Annotated in this window: 19 protein-coding genes and 1 riboswitch; of the genes, 8 read left to right on the top strand and 11 right to left on the bottom strand. The window is 73.5% G+C overall.

The genetic code is table 11. The annotated features are described in order from the left end of the window. Positions 1-11 precede the first annotated feature (11 nt). The 5 genes from ACZ7LY_RS01605 (at position 12) to ACZ7LY_RS01585 (ending at position 5,412) form a co-directional block, all read left to right on the top strand. Positions 12-974, top strand: coding sequence for an ABC transporter permease (locus tag ACZ7LY_RS01605; RefSeq protein ID WP_471622447.1), 963 nt, complete (start codon positions 12-14; stop codon positions 972-974). After that, positions 967-1,980: an iron chelate uptake ABC transporter family permease subunit gene (locus ACZ7LY_RS01600; RefSeq protein WP_471622446.1), complete on the top strand. Its 1,014-nt coding sequence runs from the start codon at positions 967-969 to the stop codon at positions 1,978-1,980. Before ACZ7LY_RS01605 ends, ACZ7LY_RS01600 begins: the two co-directional genes overlap by 8 nt. After that, entirely contained in the window at positions 1,977-2,744 is a 768-nt protein-coding gene (locus ACZ7LY_RS01595) for an iron ABC transporter ATP-binding protein (RefSeq protein ID WP_471622445.1), read from the top strand. Before ACZ7LY_RS01600 ends, ACZ7LY_RS01595 begins: the two co-directional genes overlap by 4 nt. A gap of 63 nt (positions 2,745-2,807) precedes the next feature. Further along, positions 2,808-2,957: riboswitch (cobalamin riboswitch) on the top strand. Positions 2,958-3,001: 44 nt separating this feature from the next. After that, entirely contained in the window at positions 3,002-4,825 is a 1,824-nt protein-coding gene (locus ACZ7LY_RS01590) for a ribonucleoside triphosphate reductase (protein ID WP_471622444.1), read from the top strand. After that, positions 4,822-5,412 carry an anaerobic ribonucleoside-triphosphate reductase activating protein gene (locus tag ACZ7LY_RS01585; protein ID WP_471622443.1) on the top strand — a complete coding sequence of 197 codons (591 nt, stop codon included), beginning with the start codon at positions 4,822-4,824 and terminating at the stop codon, positions 5,410-5,412. Before ACZ7LY_RS01590 ends, ACZ7LY_RS01585 begins: the two co-directional genes overlap by 4 nt. 120 nt (positions 5,413-5,532) lie before the next feature. Here the strand turns inward: ACZ7LY_RS01585 and ACZ7LY_RS01580 are convergent, their stop codons facing one another. The 3 genes from ACZ7LY_RS01580 to ACZ7LY_RS01570 all read right to left on the bottom strand — a co-directional run bounded on the left by ACZ7LY_RS01580 (position 5,533) and on the right by ACZ7LY_RS01570 (position 9,473). Continuing rightward, on the bottom strand, positions 5,533-7,173 hold the full coding sequence (locus ACZ7LY_RS01580) for an oxidoreductase (protein ID WP_471622631.1): 1,641 nt from the start codon (positions 7,171-7,173) through the stop codon (positions 5,533-5,535). A gap of 98 nt (positions 7,174-7,271) precedes the next feature. Beyond that, positions 7,272-8,294 (bottom strand): alpha/beta fold hydrolase, encoded by a 1,023-nt coding sequence (locus tag ACZ7LY_RS01575; protein WP_471622442.1) that lies wholly within the window; start codon positions 8,292-8,294, stop codon positions 7,272-7,274. 204 nt (positions 8,295-8,498) lie between these two features. Beyond that, positions 8,499-9,473, bottom strand: coding sequence for an MsnO8 family LLM class oxidoreductase (locus ACZ7LY_RS01570; protein ID WP_471622441.1), 975 nt, complete (start codon positions 9,471-9,473; stop codon positions 8,499-8,501). A 167-nt stretch (positions 9,474-9,640) separates the two neighbouring features. Between ACZ7LY_RS01570 and ACZ7LY_RS01565 the strand changes: the two genes are divergently transcribed. Further along, positions 9,641-10,288 (top strand): RNA polymerase sigma factor, encoded by a 648-nt coding sequence (locus ACZ7LY_RS01565; RefSeq protein ID WP_471622440.1) that lies wholly within the window; start codon positions 9,641-9,643, stop codon positions 10,286-10,288. Then, the gene (locus ACZ7LY_RS01560) at positions 10,285-11,226 is read left to right on the top strand and encodes a hypothetical protein (protein WP_471622439.1); all 942 of its coding nucleotides are present in this window, start codon (positions 10,285-10,287) and stop codon (positions 11,224-11,226) included. The genes ACZ7LY_RS01565 and ACZ7LY_RS01560 overlap by 4 nt, the downstream gene beginning before the upstream one ends. Positions 11,227-11,295: 69 nt before the next feature. Here ACZ7LY_RS01560 and ACZ7LY_RS01555 read toward each other — a convergent pair whose 3' ends face one another. Then, on the bottom strand, positions 11,296-12,489 hold the full coding sequence (locus tag ACZ7LY_RS01555) for a PP2C family protein-serine/threonine phosphatase (protein WP_471622438.1): 1,194 nt from the start codon (positions 12,487-12,489) through the stop codon (positions 11,296-11,298). Positions 12,490-12,797: 308 nt separating this feature from the next. On the opposite strand from ACZ7LY_RS01555, the gene ACZ7LY_RS01550 reads away from it, so the two are divergent. Further along, on the top strand, positions 12,798-13,523 hold the full coding sequence (locus ACZ7LY_RS01550) for a phosphatase PAP2 family protein (protein ID WP_471622437.1): 726 nt from the start codon (positions 12,798-12,800) through the stop codon (positions 13,521-13,523). A 346-nt stretch (positions 13,524-13,869) separates the two neighbouring features. Here ACZ7LY_RS01550 and ACZ7LY_RS01545 read toward each other — a convergent pair whose 3' ends face one another. From ACZ7LY_RS01545 to ACZ7LY_RS01515, 7 genes are read right to left on the bottom strand one after another with little or no spacing between them, the layout of a single operon-like run. Further along, positions 13,870-15,195 (bottom strand): glutamate-1-semialdehyde 2,1-aminomutase, encoded by a 1,326-nt coding sequence (locus ACZ7LY_RS01545; protein ID WP_471622436.1) that lies wholly within the window; start codon positions 15,193-15,195, stop codon positions 13,870-13,872. Positions 15,196-15,232: 37 nt separating this feature from the next. Continuing rightward, entirely contained in the window at positions 15,233-15,793 is a 561-nt protein-coding gene (locus ACZ7LY_RS01540; protein ID WP_471622435.1) for a dTDP-4-dehydrorhamnose 3,5-epimerase family protein, read from the bottom strand. 4 nt (positions 15,794-15,797) lie between these two features. Further along, positions 15,798-17,039, bottom strand: a complete 1,242-nt coding sequence (locus tag ACZ7LY_RS01535; protein ID WP_471622434.1) for a polysaccharide pyruvyl transferase family protein — start codon at positions 17,037-17,039, stop codon at positions 15,798-15,800. Next, complete coding sequence (locus ACZ7LY_RS01530; protein ID WP_471622433.1) at positions 17,036-18,004, bottom strand: glycosyltransferase family 2 protein; 969 nt, start codon at positions 18,002-18,004, stop codon at positions 17,036-17,038. The genes ACZ7LY_RS01535 and ACZ7LY_RS01530 overlap by 4 nt, the downstream gene beginning before the upstream one ends. After that, on the bottom strand, positions 18,001-19,380 hold the full coding sequence (locus tag ACZ7LY_RS01525) for a hypothetical protein (protein WP_471622432.1): 1,380 nt from the start codon (positions 19,378-19,380) through the stop codon (positions 18,001-18,003). Before ACZ7LY_RS01525 ends, ACZ7LY_RS01530 begins: the two co-directional genes overlap by 4 nt. Positions 19,381-19,385: 5 nt before the next feature. Continuing rightward, the gene (locus ACZ7LY_RS01520) at positions 19,386-20,660 is read right to left on the bottom strand and encodes a DUF4910 domain-containing protein (RefSeq protein ID WP_471622431.1); all 1,275 of its coding nucleotides are present in this window, start codon (positions 20,658-20,660) and stop codon (positions 19,386-19,388) included. Then, entirely contained in the window at positions 20,657-21,682 is a 1,026-nt protein-coding gene (locus tag ACZ7LY_RS01515) for an NAD-dependent epimerase/dehydratase family protein (RefSeq protein ID WP_471622430.1), read from the bottom strand. The genes ACZ7LY_RS01520 and ACZ7LY_RS01515 overlap by 4 nt, the downstream gene beginning before the upstream one ends. Between the last annotated feature and the right edge of the window lie 2 nt (positions 21,683-21,684).

Genomic DNA, 21,684 nt, shown 5'->3' with positions numbered 1-21,684 from the left:
CCGCTCGCGCCATGCGCCGACTCTCCTTGCCGCTGGCCGTCGCGGGCGTGCTCGCGCTCCTCGTCCTCTCGCTGTTCGTGGGCGGCTACGACATCAGCCCCCGGGCCCTGTTCACCGACGCGGACGCCCGCGACATGTTCTTCATCTCGCGGGTGCCGCGCACGCTCGCGCTCGTCCTCGCCGGGGCGGCCATGGCCACCTCCGGGGTGATCATGCAGATGCTGGTGCAGAACCGGTTCGTCGAGCCGACGACCACCGGCACCAGCGAGTGGGCCGCCCTCGGCGTGCTGCTCCTGACGCTCGTCGCGCCGGGGGCGAGCCTGCTGGTCCGCATGACCCTGGCCGGCGTCTTCGCCTTCGTGGGCGCGCTGGTCTTCCTGGCGGTCCTCGACCGGCTGGCCCTGCGATCGGCGGTCGTCGTCCCCGTCGTCGGCATCATGCTCGGTGCCGTGGTCGGCGCGGTGACCTTGTGCGTCGCGTCCACCACCGACCGCCTCCAGACGCTGGCGACCTGGCGCTCCGGCGGGTTCAGCTCCACGACCAAGGGCGCGTACGAGCCGCTGTGGATCGTCGGCGTCATCGTGGTCGTGCTGTACCTCGCGGCCGACCGCTTCACCCTCGCCGGGCTCGGCAGGGAGGTGGCGACCGGCCTCGGGCTGCACTACCGGCGCGTGCTCCACCTCGGCGTCGGCCTCGTGGCGCTCGCCACCGGGGTCACCACCGTGGTCGTGGGCTTCCTGCCCTTCCTCGGCCTGATCGTGCCCAACCTCGTCTCCCTCGCCCGGGGCGACAACGTACGCGCGAACCTGCCGTGGGTGGTGCTCCTCAGCGTCGCCCTCATGACCGCCTGCGACCTGATCGGACGGACCGTCGTGTTCCCGCTGGAGATCCCCGCGACGGTGATCCTGGGTGCCGTGGGCGCTGTCGTCTTCATCGCCATGGTCCTGCGGCAGCGGGGGGCGAGCCGTGTCTGACGTCCTGCGCACCCCGCCCGCGCGGCGCCCGGCCGTCGCCCGCGCCACGGCACCGCTCGCCGCGCCCGGCGCCCGGATCGCGGTCGTCGCCGTGCTGTGCGTCGTCGCCGCGCTCTGCTTCCTGTTCCTCTTCGTGCGCGGCTCCTACGCGTTCGCCCTCGACCGGCGGCTGACCATGCTCGGCGCGATGGCCGTGGCCGCGTTCGCGCAGGCGGTGGCGACCGTCACCTTCCAGACCGTGACCCGCAACCGCATCCTGACGCCCTCCGTCATGGGCTACGACGCCGTCTACACGCTCATGCAGACGGCCATGGTCGCCGTCTTCGGCGGCAGCGTGCTCGCGGCGACCGACGGCACCGCGAAACTCGTGACGCAGACGCTGCTCATGATGGGCTTCACCACCGTTCTCTTCCGGTGGCTGCTGCAAGGGCCCGGCGGCAACATGCACGTCCTGCTGCTCGTCGGCGTGGTCCTCGGGCTGGCCTTCAACAGCCTGTCCGTGTTCCTGCAACGGCTGCTGTCCCCGGCGGAGTTCGACGTGCTGAGCGCGCGCCTCTTCGGGCGGCTCAGCGCCGTGGAGGCGACGCATCTGCCGCTGGCCGCCGTCGTGTGCGCGGTCGTCGGCGTCGTCGTGTGGCGGCGCAGGCACCGGCTCGACGTGCTGCTGCTCGGGCGGGACGCCGCGACGAACCTCGGGATCGGCTACCGCCGGGAGCTGACCGTGATCCTGCTCGCCGTCTCCGCGCTGATCTCGTTCTCCACGGCGCTGGTCGGGCCGATGACCTTCTTCGGCTTCCTGGTGGCGATGCTCACCTACCAGGTCATCGGCACGTACCGGCACGCGGCGGCCCTGCCGATGGCGTTCCTGCTCGGCTTCCTCGTCCTCGTCTGCGGCCAGTTCGTCCTCGAACACGTCTTCTACGCCGCAGGAATGCTCACCGTCGTCATCGAGTTCGCCGGCGGTGCGGTCTTCCTCGTCCATCTGGTCCGAAAGGGCACCCTGTGATCGAGTTCACCGACGTCACCAAGGCTTACGGCGACCATGTCGTCCTCGGACCCGTGTCCGGGAGCATCCCCACGGGCGGGATCACCTCGCTCGTGGGCCCCAACGGTGCGGGGAAGTCCACCCTGTTGACCATCGCGGGCCGCCTCACCGCGCCCACCTCCGGGCGCGTCACTGTCGACGGGATCGACGTGCACCGCGCCCCGACGCGGGACGTGGCGCGGCTCCTGTCGGTGCTGCGGCAGGAGAACCACTTCACCGCGCGGGTCACCGTGCGCGAACTGGTGTCGTTCGGCCGCTTCCCGCACTGCGGCGGCCGGCTCACCGCGGAGGACGTACGCCAGGTCGACACGGCCCTCGACTTCCTCGACCTGGCCGCGCTCGAAGGCCGCTACCTGGACGAACTCTCCGGCGGGCAGCGCCAACGCGCGTACGTGGCCATGGTCCTGGCCCAGAACACGGCCTACGTCCTCCTCGACGAACCGCTCAACAACCTCGACATGAAGCACTCGGTCCGCATGATGGAACGGCTGCGGCAGGCGGCGGACGAACTCGGCAAGACCGTGGTCCTGATCATCCATGACATCAATGTCGCGGCGGCCTACTCGGACCATGTCATCGCCCTGCGCGACGGGCGGATCGTCGCCGCGGAGAGCGCCGCGTCGATCATGCGCCCGGAGACCCTGACGGAAGTCTTCGGCACCCCGGTGGAGGTGCACGACCTGGCGGGCCGCCCCACGGCCGTGTACTACGGGCGCGGGGCGTAAGTCCTGCGGGTCGGGACCTGTGTCACCACTACATGTGGCATGGGCGTGTCGGGAGTGTGGCAGATGTAGTGTTCGAGCGTCGGTTCGGCCGGGACGCGGGAGACGCGGAAGGTCGAGGCAACAGGGAATCCGGTGCGAGTCCGGAGCTGCCCCGCAACGGTGTGCCCCCAGGTGGAGGGCGAGCCCGATACCTGCCGGCGCCGGCCCCCGTTCCGTCCGGGCCGGGCTCACTCCGTACGCCTCGTGGGAGGGCCGTCGTGACGTTGATCAACGCTGTTGATTCCGTGAACGAGTATCTGGACCGTAGTGACTGGCGCGTCAACGCCAATGCCAATCAGGGCTATTCGCTCGGTGGGTTGATCCTCAACACGGCCGGCAAGGTCGTCGCCAACTACTGGCTCGACCAGGTGTACCCGGAGGCCGTGGGGCGCGCCCACCGCGAAGGCGACTTCCACATCCATGACCTCGACATGCTCTCCGGGTACTGCGCCGGCTGGTCCCTGCGCACCCTGCTGACCGAGGGGTTCAGCGGGGTCCCCGGGCAGATCGACTCCGCGCCGCCGAAACACTTCTCCTCGGCGGTCGGCCAGATCGTCAACTTCCTCGGCACGCTCCAGAACGAGTGGGCCGGCGCGCAGGCGTTCAGCTCGTTCGACACCTACATGGCGCCCTTCGTGCGCAAGGACGCCATGACGTACGACGAGGTGTACCAGTGCGTGCAGGAGATGGTGCACAACCTCAACGTCCCGTCCCGGTGGGGTACCCAGACCCCGTTCACCAACCTCACGTTCGACTGGACGTGCCCGCCGGACCTGCGCGCGCAGGTGCCGGTCGTCGGCGGCGCGGAGATGAGCTTCACCTACGGCGAGTTGCAGGCCGAGATGGACATGATCAACCGGGCCTACATCGAGGTGATGACGGGCGGTGACGCCACCGGCCGCGTCTTCACCTTCCCGATCCCCACATACAACATCACCGAGGACTTCCCCTGGGAGAGCGAGAACGCGACGCGGCTGTTCACGATGACCGCCAAGTACGGCCTCCCGTACTTCCAGAACTTCATCGGCTCCACACTCGAACCCGGCCAGATCCGCTCCATGTGCTGTCGCCTCCAGCTCGATCTGACCGAGCTGCTCAAGCGGGGCAACGGCCTGTTCGGCAGCGCCGAGCAGACCGGCTCCCTCGGCGTCGTCACGCTCAACTGCGCGCGCCTCGGACACCTGCACGCGGGCGACGAGGCCGGCCTGTTCGCCGCGCTCGACCGTCTGCTGGCGCTCGCGGAAGAGAGCCTGGAGGTCAAGCGGGTCACCGTGCAGGGCCTGATCGACAGCGGCCTCTTCCCGTACACCAAGCGGTACTTGGGAACGTTGCGCAATCATTTCTCGACGGTCGGCGTCAATGGGATCAATGAGATGATCCGTAACTTCACGTACGACCGGGCCGACATCACCGCGCCGGAGGGCCACGCGCTGGCCGTGCGGCTGCTGGACCACGTGCGGGCGCGGATGGTCGAGATCCAGGAGCGGACCGGGCATCTGTACAACCTGGAGGCGACCCCCGCCGAGGGGACCGCCTACCGCTTCGCCAAAGAAGACCGCAAGCGCTTCCCCGGCATCCTCCAGGCGGGCACCGACGCCCACCCGTACTACACCAACTCCTCGCAGCTACCGGTGGGTTGGACCGACGACCCGTTCGAGGCGCTGGAGATGCAGGACACGCTCCAGACGAAGTACACCGGCGGCACCGTCCTGCACCTGTACATGGCGGAGCGGATCTCGACCCCCGAAGCCTGCCGCGCCCTCGTCCGCCGGTCGCTCGAGCGGTTCTCGCTGCCGTATCTGACGGTGACGCCGACGTTCTCCATCTGCCCCGACCACGGCTATCTCGCCGGGGAGCACGCCACCTGCCCGACCTGCGGGGGCGTGTGCGAGGTGTGGACCCGCGTCATGGGCTACCACCGCCCGGTCTCCTCCTTCAACACCGGCAAGAAGGGGGAACACGCCGAACGCACGCACTTCACGGAACGCGCGTACGTCACCGAACGCGCCGACGGCGCCGGAACGGCGGTGGTGCCCGCGTGATCGCGCTCGGCGGCTGGTCCCGGCTGTCCACGTGCGACTGGCCCGGCCGCCTCGTCACCACCGTCTTCTGCCAGGGGTGCCCCTGGCGCTGCGGCTACTGCCACAACCCCGCACTGCTCGACCCCCGGGGCCCGGCGCCGATCGCGTGGGAGGACGTGACGGCCCACCTCGAACGGCGGCGCGGGCTGCTCGACGGCATCGTGTTCTCCGGCGGGGAGCCGCTGCTCCAGCCCCGCCTGGCCGACGCCGCGCGGGACGCACGCGAGCGGGGCCACGCCGTCGGCCTGCACACCGGGGGCGCCTACCCGCGCCGGCTGGCGGACCTGCTGTCCGCAGGGCTGCTGGACTGGGTCGGCTTCGACATCAAGGCCCACCCCGACACGTACGACCGCGTCACGGGCCGAGCCAACAGCGCGGCCCCCGCCCTGCGCAGCCTGCGCCTCCTGCGCGCGTCCGGCGTCCCCCACCAACTGCGCACCACGGTCGACCCGTCCGTCCTCGGGCCCGCCGACCTCACCCGCCTCACCGGCTGGCTGGGGGAGGAGGGGCTGCGGGGGCACGTGTGGCAGGAGGCGCGGGCGGTGTGAGGCGGTGCCGTACGGGGTGCGGGGGCGTGGGCCGCGCCCCCGCGCCCCCGCACCCCGGCGTCAGGAGGAGAAGGAGCCGGCGTTCTCGGCATGGGAGCGCGGATGTCGGTCCTTAGCTGCTCACTGGCGGCTCAGGGCGCGGGAGACGCCCGCCGTCACCGTCGTGGCGAGGATCCAGCCCGCCGTCGTCAGCGCGTACGCCAGCCACTGGCCCGCGCCGCCGTGCGGGGCGAACGCCGACTTCTGGCCGAAGCCGATGACGGGCAGCAGGAGATCGAGCGTGTAGAACGCCGGGCTGAAGGGCGGGGCCTTGTCCGGTTCGAGCGGGCTCGCCGGGTGCGCGGTGAACCAGGCGGCGCCCACCACGAGCAGCGCGATGAGCCACAGGGCGGCGCGTGCGGGGCGGTAGCCGTAGCCGACGGTCGCGTCCTGGACGTACCCCCACGCGCGCGCGTGCCGGGGCAGCGTGGCACGGCGGTGGCGCTGTTTGGCGAGGAGCACGGTGCGGGCCTCGTCCTCGTGGCCCAGGCGCCGGTAGGCGGACGCCAGTTGCTCGTAGGGCTGGGGGAGGTAACCGCCCGTGCCGCGGCGCAGCCAGGCGAGGCGGACGGGCGCGGCCAGGGGCGTGGCGAGCGAGTCGTACGTCGTGTCGCTCAGCCGGAGCCGGGCGGGCCAGGTCTCCGGGGTGTCGTGGAGGACGCCGAGCGCCGCCTGCTCCGCGTCGACCGTGCCGTCGATCGGGCGGCGGGTGCGCAGGTCCGTCGCGCGGGCCCGGACGAGCCGCAGCGACAGCGCGGTGCCGGCGGGAGCGGTGATCGTGGCGTCGTGGAAGCTGAGGCGGGTGCCGACACTGGTCCCGTCGAGCTTGACCCCGCCCGTCACTTCGAGTCCCAGGCCGAGGTCGACGTTGCGGGCGACGGTGACGTCCACGGCCTCCAGGGCCACGTCGCCGGGGTGGTGCAGCCGGGCCCCGCAGAAGCCGACGGCGGCGCCGACGTCCGCGCCCGAGAGGATGATGCGGCCCTCCGCGCGAAACCCCGGGTGGAACGTGAAGTCCTCGGTGACCCGGACGTGGTAGGCGTCGAGGGCGGTGCCGCCGGGGTTGCTCAGCCGGGCGCCCTCCAGGTCGAACTCGCCCGCCACCGACGCCCCCGACAGCCGTGCCGCGCCCCGCACGCTCAGGTGCGTGGCGAGCAGGTCGCCGCCCGTGACCAGGCCCACCGCGGACCATGCCTCCCGGTCCTGCGCGGTGATCGCCGTGTGCGTCAGGTCCAGTTCGCCGCGGATCTCGGCCCGGGTCAGGACCAGCGGCCCGGCCAGGCGGCAGGCGGAGAGGACGAGGCGGCCCTGCACCCGGAGCGCGGGCGCGCTCAGGCCGGGCGCCTCGCAGTCCCGCAGGGCCAGTTCGCGGAACTCGGCGCCCTCAAGGAGCGGTGCCTCGGCGAAGCGGCAGTCCCCGAGGGCGACCGGCGCGCGGACCTCGGCGTGCCGCAGGTCGAGCGTGCCGGTGACGTACGCGCCGCTCAGCCGCAGCGCGGGGCGGTCACCTGGGGCCGGTTCCGGGCCGGCGCCCACCAGCAGCGCCGCGAGGAACTCGGCGCGTACGGTCGGGCGCGGGGGAGCGGCGGGCGGCTCGGGAGTGCCGGGCGGTTCCGGAGTGCCGGGCGGCTCGGGCGGCCCCGGGCGGAGGGCGAGGGCGCGGCCCTGCGCGTAGGCGTCCCACAACTGCCGTTCCGTCGTGCTCAGTTCCCCCGGTCGCATGATCCGCGATCTTCCCAGCGCCACGCTCCCCGGACAAGGACAGCGCCCGCCCCCGGCCTCGGCCCGCCCGCGTACCGAGGCCGATCCCCGCCCGCCCCTCAACTCCCCAGCGCCGCCAGCCAGTCCGTGAGAAGCGCGTTGACCTCCTCGGGGCGTTCCTGCTGGAGCCAGTGGCCGCAGCCGGGGAGGAGATGGGACGCCGACAGGCCCGGGAGGGTCGTCGGGAACGCGTCGATCGCGTCCGCCATCCACGTCGTCGACGCGTCCAGCGCACCGCCGACGAACAGCGACGGCTGCGTCAGCGGAGCCCCCTGGTGCGGCGCCAGGTCCGCCCAGTCGAGGTCCACGCAGCGATAGCGATTGAGGGCGCCCGTCAGGCCCGTACGCTCGAACTCGCCCGCGTAGACGTCGAGATCGGCCTCCGGCAGCCACGCGGGCAGCACGCCCGCGGGGAACCGGTCGCGCAACCGGCCGCCCCGGGCCACGAAGTGCGGGTCGGGCGCGCCCGCCGAGGGCATCGTCCCGGCGGACAGAGCCGCGTAGAAACCGGCGAGCCATCCCCGTACGTCCGGCTCGATCTCCGCCTCCGCGCGGCCCGGCTCCTGGAAGTACGAGACGTAGAACTCCTGGTCGGGGCCGCCGATCTCGCCGAAGACGGACGTGGGGCGCGGGCCGCCCGGCGGCGCGTACGGGACGCTCAGCAGGCCGACCGCGCGGAACACCTCGGGGTGCAGCAGGGCGGAGGCGGCGGCGATGTTCGAGCCCCAGTCGTGACCGACGACGACCGCGCGCTCCTCGCCGAGAGCGCGGACCACCGCCGCGTTGTCGGCGGCGAGTTCCCGCAGCCGGTACGCGTCCACGCGCGCGGGCTTCGAGGAACGGCCGTAGCCGCGTACGTCGATCGCCGCCGCGCGGTAGCCCGCCGCCGCGAGGGCGGGGAGCTGGTGGCGCCAGGAGTACCAGGACTCGGGGAAGCCGTGCACCAGCAGGACCAGGGGGCCCGTGCCCTGTTCGACGACGTGCGTGCGGCCGGCCGGGGAGTCGACGAGACGGTGGCGGGGCTCGGCCGGCGAGGCGGGCGAGACGGGAGGTTCGGGCGAGGCGGGTGGGACGGGCTGCATGGGCTGCTCCTCGGCTCACGGGGGACGCGGCTGCCTCTCGATCATGCGGGTCCCCCGGGGCGGCGCGCGATCAGACTTGCCGTTCCGGCAAACCCGGCCGTCCGGCCCCCGGAGCGAGGTCGCCGGGTCCAGGCGCGCGGACAACTCCCTCGGCGGTCGCCGCAGTCGGAGCCGCGGGCGGTCTCCCCGGCCGCCCGCCCGCGCTCACCCGTCCAGATGCTGCCGCAGCAGCGCGTACGAGCCGGTCCGCGCGGCGAAGTCGTGGACCGGGGTCGTCAGCATCAGCTCGTCCGCGCCGGTCTCCTCCGCCAGCCCGGCGAGCCGCGCCGCGACCTCCTGCGGGGTGCCGACCGCCTGCGCCGCGCGGAACCGGGCCAGCGCCTCCCGCTCCTTAGGCGTGAACTCGTGCGCGGCGGCCTCGGCGGGCGTCGGGAAGGGGCCCGCGCTGACGCCCTTCAGCAGTCCCGCCTTGACGACGTTCATCGGGCCGCCCCACCACTCGGCCTCTTCGCGCGTGCGCGCGCAGATCGTCTCCACGCACACCAGCACCCGGGGCCGCGCGCACCAGCGCGACGCGGTGAACGCCGACCGGTACGCGTCCAGGACCGCCCGCGTGTTCTCCGGACGGATGTGATGGGCGACGGCCACGGGCAGGCCCAGCTCAGCGGCGAGCGCCGCGCCCGCCGGGCTCGACGCCAGCAGCCACGGCTCCGGCAGCGGCTCAAGCCCCACCTCGTCCACCAGGAACGCCAGGATCGCCGCCACGTCGTCCCGGTACGCCCCGTCCGTCGTCGGGCCCGCGCCCCGGCGCAGCGCCCGCGCGGTCGCCTCGTCGAACGTGCCCGGGCCGCGCCCCACGCCCAGGTCGATACGGCCGTCGTGCAGCGCGGCCAGCGTGCCGAACTGCTCCGCCACCATGATCGGCGCGTGGTTCGGCGCGAGGACACCGCCCGAGCCGAGCCGGACCGTCGTCGTGCAGGCCGCCGCGTGCGCGGCGAGGACGACCGGCGGGAACGCGCCGATCGCCCGGGAGTGGTGGTGCTCGGCGTACCAGATCCGCCGGTAGCCGAGCCGTTCCACCTCCCGCGCGAACGCGGCCGTGTCCTTCAGGGTGTCCTCGGCGCGGGCGCCGGCCTCGACCATCGCCACTTCGAGCGCGGAGAGCGGAATGTCGATCATGTCCCCAGCATAGGAATCCGGGGCCGGGCGCGGGGGTTCCTGCGCGCTTCGCGCCATGTGGCGTGAAATCACCCCGCGCGGTTCGCGCCAGGTGGCCTTCGCGCGGATTTTCGAAACCGGGTCGTGTTCGTGGGAACCTTCCGCCGGGAGCCGGACACGGACGGGACATGGAACTGAACGACGCTGGGTCGGCCGGACCGGTCGGGGGCACCTCCGACCGGGAGCTGTGGGCGAGAGCCGTGAGCGGTGACCGCGAGGCGTTCGGCCGGATCTTCGACCGGCACGGCAAGGCGGTCTACAACCATCTGTTCCGGCGGACGGCCGACTGGGCCGAGGCCGAGGACCTCACCTCCACGGTGTTCCTGCACGCCTGGCGGCGGCGGGCGGACACGGTCCTCGACCGTGACTCGGCGCTGCCCTGGCTGCTCGGCATCGCCAACGGCCAACTGTCGAACACCCGGCGCCGTCTGCGGCGCGCCGAGGCGCTGCTGCACCGGCTCGTCCCGCACGACGAACCGGTGAGCGACCACGCCGAACGCGTCGCCGGCCGGATCGACGACGAGCGCCGCATGTCGGAGATCCACCGGGCGCTCGCCCGGCTGCCCCGCCACGAACGCGAGGTCGTCGAGCTGTGCGTGTGGTCCGGCCTCGACCAGCAGGCCGCGGCCGCCGCACTCAAGGTGCCCGTCGGGACCGTCAAGTCCCGTCTGCACCGGGCCCGCAGACGGCTCGGCGCCGCCCTCGACCCGGCCCAGGACACCCCACCGCCGCGCGGTTCCAGACGTCCCGTCCCCACGAAGGAGATCGCACGATGAATGGCACGCAGGGCATTCCCGCGGCTCCTTCCGATCGTGATCTGCCGGACCACCGGCGGACCCGAGAGGAACTCCTGAAGATGATCGAGCCGCAGGAACGCACGCAGGGCACCGCCCGCCGCCGGAGCTGGATGGTGCCGATCGGTGTCGCCGCCGGGGTGACCGCCATGAGCGTCGCCGCCGTCGTCGTGCTCGGCGACGCGGGCGACGCCCGGCCGAACGCCACGGGCCCCGGCCGGGGCGGCGTCGCCACCGCGGACGCCTCGCCCGAGCCGTCCGGCTCCGCCTCGGGCGGCGCGGCCGCGGGACGCAAGGGCGCCGGACACAAGGGCGGGCGCCTGGGCGGGGAGGTCTCCAAGGACACCGGGCAGAAGAACTTCACGGTCACCGGCTCCGCGACCCCCCCGATCGACACCGCGGCGACCGGCCGCATCCTGTCCTCGTGCCTGGGCGCCACGGCCGCCAAGTACCGCGCGGTGCTCGCCGTCCGGCTGCCCGTCGCCGCGCCCGACGCGGACGGTGTCGCCGTCGCCGTCGATCCGGCGGGCCAGTACGCGCAGTGCCAGACGAAGGGCGACAAGGGCGAGAGCCCGGACTCCCCGCCGACGTTCATCAACAACCGCCTGTGGGGCACCGGCCGCATGATCTCCTACTTCGACGCCCTGTTCATGCCCGCCGGCAAGGGCACGTACGTCAGCCTCGGCGCCGGGCACTACACCTCGCGCGTCGCCAAGGTCACCGTCAGCTTCGGCGAGGAGCCGAAGGAGTACCCGGCGCGGATGGCGGGCGGCGCGTTCGTGTACGGGGTCGCCATCACCCCGGACAGCCCTCCCGGGCCGCGCTACTCGGGCCCGAACCCGTACGTCCACGCGTACGACGCGGCCGGCAAGGAGATCTACGACCAGACGAAGGACCCGAAGTTCACGGACGACAAGTAACCGGCCCGAGGGGGAACGCGCCGGGGGCGGGGCGGGGGACCGCCGGGGTCTGGCGCGCCGCCCCGGCGGTCACGGCGTCACGATGCCCGTGGTGTCGCTGACCGTCGGGGAGACCGTGGGGTCTCCGGGCTGGCGGCGGACCGCGAGCAGGGCGATGTCGTCGTCCGTCTCGTCGCTGTAGTGCTGGAGCAGCGCGTCGCGCAGCGGGTGCGGGTCACGGGGGAGGTCCGCGATGTGCGTGCGCAGGGACTCCAGGGAGTCGGCCAGGTCCACGCGCGGGCGTTCGATCAGACCGTCCGTGATCATCAGCAGGATCTGGTCCTCCTCCAGCCGGGCCGGGGAGGCCGGGTGGTGCGGGAGGTCGAGGCCGAGGAGCGGGCCGTGGGCGCGGACATAGCGGGCCTGCCCGTCCGGGTCGATGATCAGGGGCGGGAGATGGCCGGCGTTGGCGACCTCCATGGCGCCCGTGTGCACGTCGACGACGAGCAGGCACATCGTCGCCGTCACCTCCGGGTGGAAGTGCACCAGCAGCCGGTCCATCAACTCCAGGATGCGGTGCGGCTCGTGGCCCTCCAGGGCGTACGCGCGCAGCACGTGCCGCAGCTCCACCATGACCGTCGCGGCGGCCAGCGAGTGCCCCGCGACGTCGCCGACCGCGAGCAGCACCCCGCGCTCGACGGCGAACGCCGCGTAGAAGTCGCCGCCGAGCTGCGAACGGTCCATCGCCGGTACGTAACCGACCGCCAGATCGACGCCTTCGAGGCCCTCCAGACGGGCCAGCTTCTGCGCGGGCGGCAGGAACGCGTGCTGGAGGTCGAAGGCGAACCGGCGTTCGTCCCGGGCCTCCCGCGCCTCCCGGCCGGCGGCCAGCACCATGTCCACCGTCGCCAGCAGCTCCTCCGGCGCGACCGGGGTGGCCAGATAGGCGCTCGCACCGCCCTCCATGCCCCGGACGCGGTCCTCGGGGTCGTTGGCCTCCGCCGAGATGTGCACGACCGGGATGCGGGGCAGCTTCGGGCTTGTCGTCATCTGGCGGGCCAGCTCGAAGCCGTCGATGCCGGGAAGCCGGACGTCGATGATCGCCAGCTCCGGGAGCGGGTCGGTGGCGTCCAGTATCGACCACGCCTCGGGCCCTGAGCCCGCCTCCAGCACGCCGAATCCCGCCCGGCGCAGCACGCTGCCCAGGGCGAGGCGGTTCGGCTCGTGGTCGTCGACGACCAAGATGGTGGCCCGGGGGCCCGGGCTGGATCCGGCATGTGTCACTCGCGGAAACTACGGTGCCGTACGGGAGCGACACAAGTCCTCCCGAAAGCTGTGATCGCATCGCGTCCCGCGCGCGCGTGCGAGGGCACCCGGTGCCACGCCGGGAAGTGGCCGAACCACCGCCCCCGGATGGCCGGATACCGCGCCCGCGCCCCTGGGCGCGTGCGGCCGCTCCAGGGCCCCGGTGCGGTCGCAGTCGGCCCGCGCCGCGTGGGGCTCGCTTCCGCACCCGGTCGGGTGGTGAGGCCCTAGGCTGACCATGAGACGGCCTCTCGGGCCGAGGCGGTACGTGACAGGGGGCCCCGCGCATGACACCCACCCACCCCGCGACGGACACGGAACGGTACGGCCCCGAGCCCGGGCCCCGCGCCGTGCCGAGGCCGGTCCTGCCCGCCGTGCCGCCCGCCCTGCGGGCGCCGCTCGGTGTCCTCGCCGGGCTCGCCGCGACCGTCCTCGTCGTGCTCGGTGTGCGGTACGCGGGGCGGGGCGGGCCCGGGCGCGTCGACCGGTGGTTGCGGCCGCCCGCGGACGGGGTGCACGGGACGCTGCTCGACCTCGCGCACGGTGCCGACTTCCTCGGGGAGCCGGTGGGTGCCGTGCTGCTCGTCGGCGTGCTGTGCGGGGTTTGCCTGCTGGTGCGGGCGCCGCGGACCGCCGTGCTGCTTGCCGTGGGGCCGTTGGCGGCGGTGGGGGTCGCGCGGGTGCTCAAGTTCTTTGTGGGGCGCACGATCCATGGGCCGGGGAACTTGTCGTACCCGAGCGGGCACACGACGTTCGCCGCGTCGGTCGGCGTGGTGCTGGCGCTCGGGGTGGCGGCGCGGGTGGGGGTCGGGCGGGTCGGTGGGGTTGTTCTTGTGGTGGGGGTGTCGTTGGTCGTGGGGGCGGTGATGGGGTGGGCGCAGGTGGTTCTGGGGGCGCATTATCCGACGGACACGGTGGGGGGTTGGTGCGCGGCCCTGACGGTCACCCTCCTGACAGCCCTCGCCCTGGACTCCCTCCTCAATCGCCGGAGGGGCTGGACAGCCCGCCGCTGAGGCAACCCCCCTCCTCAATCGCCGGAGAGGCTGGCAGTTCGGCGCTCAGGTCAGTCCCTCCTCAATCGCCGGAGGGGCTGGGAGTTGGGGTTGAGGCCAGCCCCCTCAGGGGCGCGGGGAACTGCGCGAGAAGCCCCACCGGGGCTGCACCCGAGGCACAACAGTTACGCACCCGGCGCTGGGTGCCGCCTTGCCCACCCTGCCGCCCCAGGCGGCAGATTGCCCAAGGCGGCGCGGGGCGCCGAAGAGGTGCCGGTGCTGGCAAGCCCCGTCAGGGGCGCGGGGAACTGCGCGTCAGGGACGTGCCCGGCGATGAGTACAGCCCCGTTGGTCCCGGTACCGGCCGTCAGGCCTGAGGGCGGAAGACCGGCTGGACGGGGCGGCCGCCGAGCCACGGCGTGGGGTCGCCGGATTCCAGCGCCTTGCGATACACCCCGCACGCCTCCGCCACCACCCCCACCGTGAACGCGACATCCCCCTCACTGAGCGCCGCGCTCACCACGAACGACGGCGCGAGCACCCCACCCGCCACCAACTGCCGGAGGAACAACGTGCGGTAGAGCTGCGAGGGCCGCCCCTGCTCGTCCAGCGTCCCGAACACCAGATTGCTGGCCCGCCCCCGCACGACGACATGCTCCGAGACCCCCGCCCCGGCGGCAGCCTCCCGCACCCCGGCGGCCAACAGCTCCCCCAGCTCGTGCAGCCGCGCGGTGACGCCCTCCTCCACGTACGTCTCCTGCACCGCCATCGCCGCCGCCAGCGCATGCGTCTCCGCGCCGTGCGTCGTGGAGAGCAGGAAGACCCGCTCGTCGCCGTGGCGCAGCCCCCCGCGCTCCATCACCTCGCGGCGCCCGGCGAGCGCGGACACCGCGAACCCGTTGCCGAGCGCCTTCCCGAACGTCGACAGGTCCGGCACCACCCCGTACAGCCCCTGCGCGCCCGCCTCCGACCAGCGGAACCCCGTGATCATCTCGTCGAAGACCAACAGGCAGCCGTGCGTGTCGGCGAGCGCGCGCAGGCCCGCGAGATAGCCGGGCGGCGGCTCGCTCTGACCGGCCGGTTCGAGGATGAGGCAGGCGATCTCGCCCGGGTGGCGTTCGAGGAGTTCGCGGGTCGCCTCCAGATCCCCGTACGGGAAGGAGACCGTCAACTCGCGGATCTGGCGCGGGATTCCGGCCGGCATCGGGGTCGTCCCGATGAACCAGTCGTCGACGGAGAAGAACGGCTGGTCGGAGCAGATCGCCACCCGGGGGCGCCCGGTGACCGCGCGCGCGAGGCGCACCGCCGCCGTCGTCACGTCCGAGCCGTTCTTGGCGAACTTCACCATCTCTGCCGTCGGCACGGTGGCGAGGAACCGCTCCGCCGCCTCGATCTCCAGCGCCGCCGGACGGACGAAGTTGGCACCCCGGTCGAGCTGGCGGCGCACCGCCTCGGTCACCCGGGGATGCGCGTGCCCGAGGCTCACCGAGCGCAGGCCCGACCCGTACTCGACGTAGCGGTTGCCGTCGACGTCCCACACATGGGCGCCCGCGCCGTGGCTGATCACCGGCGCCAGGTCCGCGGGGTACTGGTCGTCGCCCTTCGCGTACGTGTGGGCGCCGCCGGGGATCAGCGCGTGCAGCCGCTCGTTGGCCGCGCGGGACCGGGGCAGAGGGAACTCTTCTCTCTCCAAGCCGACTTCATCCTTCCTCGTGCTTCGACGCGATGCGTCAGTACTTGTGCTTCAGGACGTTCTTGAGGACTTCGCCGAGGCTCGGCGCCTCCCGGTCCCTGCGGGACGCCGAGGCGACCGGCAGCGGCCACGGCACGGCGAGTTCCGGGTCGTCGAACGCGATCGTCACGTCCTCGGCCGGGTCGTGCGGCCGGTCGATGCGGTACGAGGTGTCGGCGGTCTCGGTGAGCGCCTGGAACCCGTGGGCGCAGCCGGCCGGGATGTACACGGTGCGCTGAGTGTCACCCGACAGGTCGAAGAACGCGAGCCCCCGGTATGTGGGGGAGCCCTCGCGCAGATCGAGGACCACGTCGAAGACGCGGCCCGCCGAGCACCGTACGAGCTTCGCCTCGCCGTCGCCCGACCGCAGATGCAGGCCGCGCACCACGCCCCGCGCCGACCGCGACACGCTGTCCTGGACGAACGCGTGCGGGTCCAGGCCCACCGAGCGGATCACGTCGGCGTCGAACGTGCGGCAGAAGAAGCCCCGTTCGTCGGTGTGCGGGGTCGGCTCGAACAGATAGGCGCCCGCGATCTCGCGGACTTCGGTCGCTTTCATGGGACTAGGGGGCCTCTCGCACAGGGGTGGGGCGCGCCGCGCGGGACGCGGACGCCGGGAACAGGGCGGCGGACAGGGCGGTGAACTGGGCGTCGAGCCTGCGGGCCGCCGCCGCGTTGCGCTCGACGAGCGTGGCCCGCAACCGCGGCGCCTGCTTCTCCAGCGCGCGGAACTGGTCGAGGAGGCGCTCCGGGTCCACCTCGCGCGCGGGATGGACGTACGCGGCGAGGCCCATGCCCGCCATCAGGGCCTCGCTCTTGGCGGCGTAGCTGAGCGCGAGGACCGGGGTGCCGGTCCGCAGGGCGCAGATCAGGTTGTGGTAGCGGACCGCGACGACGCTGTCGGCGGCGGCCATCTCCCGCATCAGGTCGGCGAGGGAGCGCGGTTCGGCGGCGGTGAGCAGCGGCGAGGGCACCGCCTCCTGGATCGCGGTGACCACGCGCGCGTCGCAGTCGTCGCCCGTCAGCAGCCGCACCGGGCGGCCCTCCTCGACGAGCGCCCGTACGAAGCGGACCGTGCCGTCGAGATAGCGGCGGTGGATCTCCTCGGCGCGGGCCCGGTCGTCGTTGCCGCCGTGGAAGTCCATGACGCCCACACAGACCCGCCCCGGCTCGGCCGGCTCGCGGGCGGGCGGCACGGGCAGCGAGAACGCCAGATCCGGGTACACCTCGTCGCGCGCGGTGTCCACGCCCATCGCCCGCATCGCGTCCCGCGACTGCTCGTCCCGGTAGGAGCGGTAGGACGCCAGCCGCCCCGACCAGCGCACAAGAGCGCGCGTCGCCCGCTCGCGGATCTCGGCGGCGCCCACGCTCACCAGCGCCACCCGCGTCCCGCACAGCCTTCCGCTCGCGCACAGCAGGAACAGCGCGTACGGGAAGCCCCACGGCCGCAGCGGCAGCGTCGCCTCCAGGACGCCCATGCCGGGCACGATCACCACGTCGTGGCGGCGCACCCAGGCTGCCGTGCGGAACGCGTCGACGACCTTGCCGGCGCCCTTCGCCGCGACCGCGCCGAGCCGGGACGCCGTGCGGTACTCGCCCCGGTTCCAGTGCAGCCGTGTCGCCGGGATGCCGAACCGCTCGGTGACCGCTTCAGGACCCCCGCACAGCGCGTCCACGACGGCCTCCGGGTGCGCGGCCCGCACCTGGCGAAGGAGCGCTTCGAGGGAGCCGTCGTTGCCGAGGTTGCCCGAGCCGAGCAGCCCGAACACGCCGACGCGCGGCGCCCGTTCACGTGCCTGTGTCACGCCCCGGCCCCCGCCCCGCCGGCCGCGCGGTGCTCGCGCCCGGCGACCAGCGCGTCCACGGACACCGGGACGTCCGCCGCGTCGACCGGCGGCCGGTCCTCGACGCGCTCGCCCGCGCCGGGGCGGGCCCGGCTGGCCGCCCATGCCGCCAGATGCCCGTAGCAGGCCCGCCGGTCGGCCGCCGACAGCGGCGCCCGCCGGATCGCCGAGACGAAGCCCCACACGTACTCCGCGAGCAGCCGGGGCGTCGGGTGCAGCAGGCCCGCGCGGCGGGGGTCGAGGTTCACGCACCGCGCGCGCTTGCCCGGGTTCGCCCGCTCCGCGCGCGTGGGGTGGTCGCGGCGGAAGTACAGGGTGCGCGGCACCTGGTGGAACGGGCCGTGCAGCCCGATCTCGGTGACGAACGTGCGGTCCGCGTGGTGGTAGCTGTCCATGGGCTTCACCCGGCGCAGCACGTCCGCGCGGATCACGCCGTAGAAGTCGTCGCCGCCCGGCTCGAACAGCATGCTGCGAAAGCGCGTCGGGGCGCTCGGCGACGCCGTGCGCAGCGTGTACTCGTAGGGCACCGTCACCTTGCCGTCGCCGTCGATGACGGCCTGGTCGGCGTGGGCGAGGATCACCTCGGGCCGCTCGTCGAGCGCCGCCACGCACGCCTCGACCAGATCGCGGGCGTAGAGGTCGTCGTGCGAGGCCCACTTGAACAGCTCGCCGCGCGCGAGCGTGAACAGCCGGTTGTGGTTGGGCGTCGCGCCGATGTTCCTCGGCAGCCGCTCGTAGCGGACGCGCTCGTCGCGGGCGGCGTAGTCGCGGCAGATGTCCTCGGTGGCGTCGGTGGAGGCGTTGTCGGAGACGATCAGCTCGAAGTCCTCGTACGTCTGCCCGAGCAGCGCGTCGAACGACTCGGCGAGATACTCCTCGCCGTTGTAGACCGGCAGGCCGATGCTCAGCCTGGGACGGTGGGTCATGCGGTCCTCGCTTCGGGAAGAGGGTGGGGGAGGCGGGCGCGCAGCGCCGAGCGCAGTTGCAGCCACCACACGGCCGAACCGGCGAGCGTCGCCACGCCGACGCCCCAGGCCGAGCCGACGGTGCCCGCCGCGAGCGCGCCGCCGAGGCCGCCGCCGACGTAGCAGACGGAGGCGAACAACTGGCAGCGCAGGCTGCGCCGGGCGGCGGCCAGCGCCCGCAGCCCGGCCGCGGCGCCGGTGCCGAGGCCCGCGCCCGCGACACCGAGCGTGATGGGGACGATGAGCTGGGAGGCCGAGGGCCACACCGTGCCGAGGACCAGCTCGCCGAGCCGGTCGGGCAGCAGCAGGAGCGCCGAGCCCCACGCGAGCGCCGCGAGGGCCTGCCCGCCGCCGAGGACGAGACAGAACGCGCCGAGGCGGTGCGGGGCCCGGCGCAGCACCCGGGCCGCCTCCGGCACCGTCACCAGGGACAGGCCCATCAGCACCGCGAGGAACGGCCCGAGCAGCAGTTCCGCGCCGCGCACCGCGCCGACCGCGCCGACGCCGACGATCGCGCCGAGCCCGTACGCCCGAAGCTGGCTCGCGCCGCTCAGGCTCACGTTCTCGACGAGGTAGCGGTAGCCGAGGTCGCGCTGCTCGCGCAGCCAGCCCCGGGCGCCGGACGGGACGGGCCGGATGCCGGACTGGTACCAGCCGTAGCCGGCGGCCACCGCGGCGGCGCCGCCCCACGCCAGCAGGAACGCGCCGACGCTGCCCACGCGCGCGGCGCCGACCAGCGCGGCGATCAGCACGATTCCGCACAGCAGGTCGTTGAAGAACGCCTTGCGGCCGGTGCCCGCAGCGAAGAACGCGAACCGCCAGGCGTCCTGGAGCAGCAGCGCCGGCAGCACCACGCCCAGGCACACGAACGCGGGCCCCACCCGGTCGCCGAGCGCGAGCCCGACCAGGACGCAGGCCACACCGAGGGCGCCGCCAAGACCGAGCGCGGTGCCCGTGGACCGCTTCACGGCCGAGCGCCACACGGGCTCCGGCACGCCGCTGAACCGCACGACGAGCGGATCGGTGGCGAGCCCGCGCGACACGTTCAGGACGACGCCGTACGTGACCCAGGCCAGGCTGAACACGCCGAACGCGGCGACGCCGAGCGAGCGGGCCACGTAGATGCCCACCACGAAGTTGGACATGCTGGAGGCCGCCTGGTCGGCGAGCCCCCACGACAGCCGCCCGAGCACCCCGCGCCGGATGCTGCCGCCCTCCGGCGCCGGAACCTCGGCGGGCGGGGCGCCGGTGCCCGGGATCTCGGGGCCCGGGGTCCCTGCGGGCGGGACCCCCTCGTGGGCCGGTTTCTCTTTCGTTCTCTCCCCCTCGACGGCCATGCGCCTCACGCCTTGATCAGCCCGGCGGCGGCCAGGGCGTCGGCCGCCGCGGCGACCGTCTCGAAGGGCAGCGCCGACCGCTCGGCCACATCCAGCAGGCTGTGCGCGCCGTCCGACAGGTTCAGCACCCACAGCATCGCCATCTGCGCCTGCTTCGTGTCGCTGCGCCCGCCGAGCGCGCCGTACAGGCCGCGCCGCCCCAACTGCGGCTCCCCGTAAGGACTCAGGTTCAGATAGCTGCGGTTGCGGTCCAGGAGGGCGAACGCCTCCCGGCACACGGCGAGCGTGTCCTCCAGCGACTCGGGCGCGACGAACGCCGGATCGTCGCCGGACGTGTGGTACTCCGGGTACTCCGCGTACGGCGTACGGGTCAGCGAGCCCACCGCGAGGTCGAAACCGGGCGAGCAGTACTGCCGCTCGTCATAGCCGTACGGGGTGAACTCCCGTATCTCGTGCGGGCGTCCGGACGCGGTCAGCACATGGCGCAGCACCCGGTCGATCTCCGCGTCCCCGCGCCGCGACCGCTTGTACGTCACCTGCCCCCGGTCCCCGGCGCAGGCGAGCACGAGCCCGTGCCGGACGCGCTCCACGCGCTCCCGGCTCTGGGCGAGCCAGGTGATCGCCCCGATCGTGCCCGGCGCGAACACGAACCGGTACGTGTAGTACGGCTCTCGGCGCGCCAGTTCGCGGGCGAGGAACACCGCCACGGCGACCCCGGCCATGTTGTCGTTGGCGAGCGCCGGATGGCAGATGTGCGTGGAGACCAGCACCTCGTCCGGCACCCGCCCCGGCACCACGTGCTCCGCGTACGTCAGATGCCCGTCGGCCAGCGTCGAGTCGATCCGCACCTCGTAGTCGCCCTCGGGCAGCGCGTCCAGCGTGCGCTGCGCGAGGCAGAAACCCCACCGCTCCTCGTAGTAACTCGTGCGGTACGGCACCAGATCGGGCTGGTCCGGCAGCGTGTACAGGTGCGCGCGCAGCTCCGCCAGCGGCATCGTCCGCGCCACCGGCACGCTGTAGCCGAGCACATGCAGGCTGGACGCGGCGAGGTCCACGACGCGGCGCCCGGAGGCGTCCGCGACGTAGGCGTCCCGCACGTTCCACTCCCTGGGCACCGTCCAGTCGAGGACCTGCGTGCCCGTGGGCACCTCGTGCACCGTCAGCGGGACGTACTCGCCGATGATGTCGAGGGTGGCCCGCACGCCGTCGCCCGTGATCGAGCGGCACAGCGGGTACAGCCGCTCCACGAGCGCGTGCATCTCCTCGCCGGGTGTGCTCATCGGCGCCACCGCAGGGTGTCGTCGACCGTGCCCGCGCCGGACGCCGCCCGCAGCACCGCGAGCCGCGTGAACCGCTGCTCGAACGACTCCCGCGTCAGCTTGAACTCCCGGTAGGCGTCCGCCAGTTCCCGGGCCCCGCGCGCCACGCTCCACTCGCAGGCGAAGCCCTCGACGGCCTCCCGGAAGCGGGAGAAGTCCACCCGGTAGGAGCGCGGGTCGGCGCCCGCCTCGCCGGTGATGCGGACCTTCGCCCCGTCGACGGCCCGCGCGACCTCCTCGGCGATCTCGGCGACCGTCACGTTGTTGTCCTCGGTGCCGATGTTGAACGCCCGGTCGTGGACCGCCTCGCGGGGCGCCGACAGCGCGGCCGTGAACGCGCGCGCGATGTCCGCCGCGTGCACCAGCGGACGCCACGGCGTGCCGTCGGACAGCACCAGCACCTCGCCGGAGAGCAGCGCGTGGCCGACGAGGTTGTTCAGCACGATGTCGGCGCGCAGCCGCGGCGAGAAGCCGAACGCCGTCGCGTTGCGCATGTACACCGGCGTGAAGTCGTCGTCCGCGAGCGCGTGCAGATCGTCCTCGACCCGCACCTTCGACTCCGCGTACGGCGTCACCGGGCGCAACGGCGCGTCCTCGCCGACGAGTTCGCCGCCGCCGGCCGCCCCGTACACCGAGCACGTCGACGCGTACAGGAAGCGGCGCACCCCCGCGTCACGGGCCAGGCGCGCGAGGCGTACGGAGGCGTGGTGGTTGATGTCGTAGGTCAGTTCCGGGGCGAGCGAGCCGAGCGGGTCGTTGGAGAGCGCCGCGAGATGGATCACCGCGTCCACCCCGGCGACGTCCTCGGCGGTGACGTCGCGCAGGTCGACGCGGCGCCCCGGCGGGTCGGCGGGCGCGGGGCCGAGGACGCAGTCGGCGAAGAGGCCGGAGTCGAGGCCGACGACCTCGTGTCCGGCGGCGGCCAGCACCGGGGCCATGACGGTGCCCAGGTAGCCCTGGTGGCCGGTCAGAAGTACGCGCAAGG

This window comes from Streptomyces sp. NPDC107550 (assembly GCF_055639095.1).
This window is presented reverse-complemented; position numbering and strand designations above follow the sequence as displayed.

Excerpts from the sequence above, each read along its gene's own strand:
- ACZ7LY_RS01570 (WP_471622441.1), bottom strand. The coding sequence starts at position 9,473 with ATGATCGACATTCCGCTCTCCGCGCTCGAAGTGGCGATGGTCGAGGCC.
- ACZ7LY_RS01580 (WP_471622631.1), bottom strand. The coding sequence starts at position 7,173 with ATGCGACCGGGGGAACTGAGCACGACGGAACGGCAGTTGTGGGACGCC.
- ACZ7LY_RS01560 (WP_471622439.1), top strand. The coding sequence starts at position 10,285 with ATGAATGGCACGCAGGGCATTCCCGCGGCTCCTTCCGATCGTGATCTG.
- ACZ7LY_RS01525 (WP_471622432.1), bottom strand. The coding sequence starts at position 19,380 with ATGGCCGTCGAGGGGGAGAGAACGAAAGAGAAACCGGCCCACGAGGGG.
- ACZ7LY_RS01605 (WP_471622447.1), top strand. The coding sequence starts at position 12 with ATGCGCCGACTCTCCTTGCCGCTGGCCGTCGCGGGCGTGCTCGCGCTC.
- ACZ7LY_RS01530 (WP_471622433.1), bottom strand. The coding sequence starts at position 18,004 with ATGACCCACCGTCCCAGGCTGAGCATCGGCCTGCCGGTCTACAACGGC.
- ACZ7LY_RS01565 (WP_471622440.1), top strand. The coding sequence starts at position 9,641 with ATGGAACTGAACGACGCTGGGTCGGCCGGACCGGTCGGGGGCACCTCC.
- ACZ7LY_RS01540 (WP_471622435.1), bottom strand. The coding sequence starts at position 15,793 with ATGAAAGCGACCGAAGTCCGCGAGATCGCGGGCGCCTATCTGTTCGAG.
- ACZ7LY_RS01575 (WP_471622442.1), bottom strand. The coding sequence starts at position 8,294 with ATGCAGCCCGTCCCACCCGCCTCGCCCGAACCTCCCGTCTCGCCCGCC.
- ACZ7LY_RS01550 (WP_471622437.1), top strand. The coding sequence starts at position 12,798 with ATGACACCCACCCACCCCGCGACGGACACGGAACGGTACGGCCCCGAG.
- ACZ7LY_RS01520 (WP_471622431.1), bottom strand. The coding sequence starts at position 20,660 with ATGAGCACACCCGGCGAGGAGATGCACGCGCTCGTGGAGCGGCTGTAC.